Below are 4,558 nucleotides of genomic sequence, written 5' to 3'. Positions count from 1 at the left end.
CCTGTGCGTGCCGAAAACCCCGTCCATGCAGGTCAAGCGGCATGCCGGTTCTCGTGGAGGACTTCGCCGAGTCGGTCGCGCCGGCGTATCTCCAAGCGTGAGGCCTGGGGCGGTACGAGCCGTGCGGGGAGGGCTCGCTGGGGTGCGGCACTGGCCAGGGACCGGTGGGGACGGTGCTGGTTGTAGCGCCGCTCGTAGATCCGCCGGACGCAACGGAGGTGGGTCTCGTTCCAGATGAGGGTCCGGTCAGGGAGTTCGGTTCTGAGCGTCCCGACCCAGCGTTCCATGATCGCGTTCATGCGCGGCACCTGCACTCCTGTCAGAACAGTCGCGATGCCAGCGCTTTGAAGAATCTGGTCCATCATGGCGGGGTGCTTGGCGTCCCGGTCCCGGATAAGGAACCGCACTGTGGCCAGTTGGCCGGCGTCCTCCAGCTCCGTGAGCGGGTTCCGCATCGCCTGGGTGACCCAGGCATGGTCGGGTGTGCCGTGGTGCCAAGGATCCGGATCCTGCCGCTCGCGTGGTGGATCGCGGCGAGGAGGAATTGGCGCTGCCCGGTGAGCGTGACGGTCTTGATGAAGTCCATCGCCAAGATCGCCTCGGCCTGCGAGCGCAGGACGAGCGGCCCTTCCGGGCTCCAGGAGGCGTTGGTCTCATGACGTCTCCAACCTTGGGGTGCAGAGACGGCCGTGCAGCCAACTGCGCCTGCCCTTCCAGGGAATCGGCTCACCACACTTGGGATGGGTCGCCGTTCGCTTCCAGCCCGTAGCGATGGATCTGCTTCCATCGGGAGCCAAGTTCGCCGGTCTGGGTGAGGTTCCGCAAGGCCAGGCTCGCACCGGCGTCGGCGTTGCGTCGGGCGAGGCGTTCAGCTGATTCCATTTCGTGGATATCCGGTGGTGACTGCGGGTTGGGTATTGGCGCCTGCGGCGAATTGTGGCGGTTACGGCGCCAGGCCTTCTTCATCAACGCGAGGAGGTCGGCGGCCGCGCGGGTGTCGCCAGCATCGGCAGCCTTCTGGTAGAAGCGCATGGCCTGCTGGGTGTCTCCGGCCCGTGCGAGGGCTGCGGCCAATTGCCGCAGGGGATAGGTGTCATCCGCTTCGGCGCTTCGTTCCGCGATCTCCTTGGCTTGTGTGAACTGTCCGGCTTGAAGTCGCAGTCGGACCAGATAATGGGTTGCACCGTCACCGGCCAACCGATGCAGGCGCTCAGCCTCTTCTTGGTTCCCCGCGCGCTCGTGCATGAGGGCCATGTCGCGCAGCGCCCGTGCGGCCGTCCCCCGCCGGTAGGCCAGCGCCAGATATTGGCGCGCCGCAGCGCCTTGCACCTGCCGCCACGCCAGCGAGCGTTGAAGTCGGACGCACTCGGCGTCTGCGGCCCGCTGATACAGCTGTGCGGCCCGTTCGAGGTTCCCTGTCGCTTCGTGTCGACGGGCCACGAAGCGCAACGCGTCCGGGTCTCCTGCGTCAGCGGCGAGTAGGTAGAGACGCTCTGCGCCCGCCGCATCCCCGGCCTGCAGTCGCATCTGGGCGAGGGCCTGCAGGGGTCCGTTGCCGACCGGCCAGCGTTCGCGCTCGGCTCGGCTTCTGCGAACGGAGGACGGTTCCCGATCAGCGGCGTCTGCGGCCTGCCGGGCGAGGCGTTCAGCCTCGGCAGGCTGTCCGGCTTCCTCGAACAGCAGGGCCAACGCGCACAGCGCTGCCATATCTCCGGCGTCCACGGCCAGTTGGTACAGGCGCTGAGCTTCCGCCAGGTCGCCGGCGCTGCGGCGGCGCCGTGCCAAGCGCCTGAGCGCCCCGAGGTCACCGGCTTCGGCAGCCAGCAGCGACAGACGTTTGCTCAATTCCGGATCCACGGATTCCGTCCATACCGAAAGGCGCTCCAGCGCCTTGGGATGACCGGCGTCGGCGGCCTCTTGCGCGAGGCGCTCGGCCCCGTCCAAGTCTCCTTGTGCCACATGGAGATGGACTATGCCTTGCCAGGCCTCGGTGTCGCCCATGTGGGCGGCTCGCAGGTACAGGTCGTGCGCCTCGGCGGCCATCCCGCTCCGTTGTCTGCCTCTGGCCATGTGGAGCAGTGCCGTCGTGTCGCCGGCCGTGGCCGCAAGCTGGGCCAGCCGTTCTGCCTGCGCGAGGTCCCCGGTCTGATACCGAATCAGAGCGAGCGCCTGAAGGACCTCCGCGCTGCCAGTATCCGCAGCTCGCGTGTAAAGCTGGAAGGCGCGTCTCAGACGCCAACGTCCCCTGGCCGCGCGGGCCAGGGCCAAGAGGTCGGCGGAGGTCTTCGCGTGCTGTTCGGCAGCATCCCAGAAGCTGTCGGGCGGGACGGTGAAGCGGCGGGTGGCGCGACCGTGTTGTTCGAGATAGTCGGCGAGGCGGTAGTGCGGTTGAGCGGGAACGGATTGCTCGCTGTAGGAGCGGATCCGCGTGAGGGGTCCCCGGACGCCTCTCAAGGGCTCAGCGGCGTAGGCGAGAGCCGATTCCATCCAGCCGCCGTCGTCCTGCAGAAGGTCCCACTGGGTGTCGGTGAGGTACCCCTTGGCGCCGGCTTCCAGGAGGGCTAGCGGCAGCTCTGGGCCATGCCCCAGTCGACGTGCGTCCATGGCCACTTCGATGAGCACCCGGGCACTGTCGGGGGCAGTCTGACAGCGCTCCAGTAAGGCAGGGGCACCAGCAAGGTACTGGGTAATCTGACCCCGCTCGGCGTGATCTGCGGCATGGGTGAGACGGGAGTCGTCACCCGCAACCTCGCGCAGGGTGGCCAAGTCGTGGTCGGTGAACAAGGCGGGGACGGGCAGGCCGTGGCCGGTGAGAAGAGCGCGTGCTTGCGCGTGAGGATCCGGCTCACCCGGACGCGGTGTGCTGGTCAGACTGGTCCAGTACTCGGGCCAGACGGTGCCCAGTACCAGCACCGGACCGCGGCTGGGATCACGCAGCAGCGCGCGTAGTCCGGCAGCGACGCGTTCGCCCAATTCTCCGTCGGGGGTGAGCAGGTAATGCTGAGCCTCGTTGAGCCACACCACAGTCCGGGCACCGACCGTGTCCAGCTCATCGCGGGCCGCGTCGGGGCGTCCCGGATTGATCGGGTGCCACAACCGCCAACTGTCGGGCAGCATCTGCAGGATCTCCCAGCAGGCTCGGGTCTTGCCGGTGGAGGACCCGCCCACCAGCACCACCAGACGGCTGTCACCTGCGACGGTCTCGTTCGTGATCGCCTGAAGCTGTGCATCATGGGCGCGGGGGACGTAGGTCGGGAGCAGCGGCAGGGCGGTTGTGCCCGCTGGTGGAACCACCGCGATCGAACGGTGCACCTCGAGCGCAAAGGGGTCGGTGAATGTTCGAATTCGTTGACCCGCAGGTTCGGCCAGGTGGGCCTGGAGCCACAAGTCGCGCACCTTCGCGGTGAACGTGATGGTGCCCTCCGAGTCCCAGCCTGCTCTGCGGGCGAGCACGGTCGCGACGGCAACAACGTCGACCTGCTTCGCCGGAATGTCCGGTGCGCTCAGACAGCGATGGATCGTGTCCCGGCCCGGCGCCCCCACCAACTCGTCGTCTGCGGCGATGTCGGCGGCGATCTCGTCGAGGGTGGCAGCACCAGCGTCAAGGTAGGCCGTGTAGAGCAGGTCCTTGAGTTCACGAAGCGGCCCTGGTGCCACCCTCGCACGCTTCAACGCCATTGTTCGTCTCCTCGTCGCACCTCATCGCAGCATCTTCGCGCACCTGCCAGCTCTTGCGGGCCTGAACTGCAGCAACACCTGTCGGCACGGTGGATCTGTCGCAATCCAGAGTCGATCTCCGAAAACCCATGAGGGTGAACGACAAGCCGGCCAGCTACTACCACTGACCCCTACAATCTGGAGGACCGATGCCTCGCAAGGGACTCACCCGCCACGAGCGCCGGGCGCTGGCCCGCGCCACTGTGAACGGCTTTGTCGCCGGTGTCACCCGAGCCGTCGTCGACTGGCTCCTGAGCCAGATCTGAAGCTCATCCATGAACTCTCGCCCATGCGCTGCCTCGCACGCGGCTCTCATGGACTGAGCTTCATGAGATGGGGTCAGACGCCATGCGGGCGTGGAAACGCCTCGCCTACCAGGCCGCCACCTCGGTCGGGCGCCATCACCGCGCTGACCCTCTGCCCGGAGAACGCGTCGTAGCCGAACCTCGACGGGCCCGGACTCTGCGTCCCGCTGATCCGCCTACAGGCCGGGCTGACCACTTCAACGGCGGTTCGCGGTGTGCAGAGCCAGGACGACGCACCGCCGGGTCGGCTACATCGCCCACCGTTACCCATCGTGCATATTGGATTGCGTTGAGTGACAGTCGCCGCTCTGGCAAGCCCACAGCCCGCGCGGCGGAAGCGGCACCCAGCCTCAAGCCACGACCTCAGGAGGACATCCGTGATCCGTGCTCTCACCCCCGAACAATCGCTCTCAGCAGTGGCGGCAGAACGAGGCCAGACTGGCTCCGGTGGCGGCACTCGCGAGCAGTGGCGGCGGGCAGGAGTCGTGGCGGGGCTGTGTGTGGCGTTGTCCGGCACCGTACTGACGCCCGCGACC

2 protein-coding genes are annotated in these 4,558 nt (G+C 67.4%); both read right to left on the bottom strand.

Annotation, left to right across the window (positions count from 1 at the left end):
* Window positions 1–32: 32 nt before the first annotated feature.
* Entirely contained in the window at window positions 33–287 is a 255-nt protein-coding gene (locus TR49_RS45625; RefSeq protein WP_236653394.1) for an integrase core domain-containing protein, read from the bottom strand.
* A gap of 439 nt (window positions 288–726) precedes the next feature.
* On the bottom strand, window positions 727–3,678 hold the full coding sequence (locus tag TR49_RS16315; RefSeq protein WP_052434354.1) for a tetratricopeptide repeat protein: 2,952 nt from the start codon (window positions 3,676–3,678) through the stop codon (window positions 727–729).
* Window positions 3,679–4,558 lie beyond the last annotated feature (880 nt).

Source organism: Streptacidiphilus melanogenes (genome assembly GCF_000787835.1).
Lineage (GTDB): Bacteria > Actinomycetota > Actinomycetes > Streptomycetales > Streptomycetaceae > Streptacidiphilus > Streptacidiphilus melanogenes.
This window is presented reverse-complemented; position numbering and strand designations above follow the sequence as displayed.

Coding starts and splice junctions, on each gene's coding strand:
- TR49_RS45625 (WP_236653394.1), bottom strand. CDS start 287: ATGGAACGCTGGGTCGGGACGCTCAGAACCGAACTCCCTGACCGGACC.
- TR49_RS16315 (WP_052434354.1), bottom strand. CDS start 3,678: ATGGCGTTGAAGCGTGCGAGGGTGGCACCAGGGCCGCTTCGTGAACTC.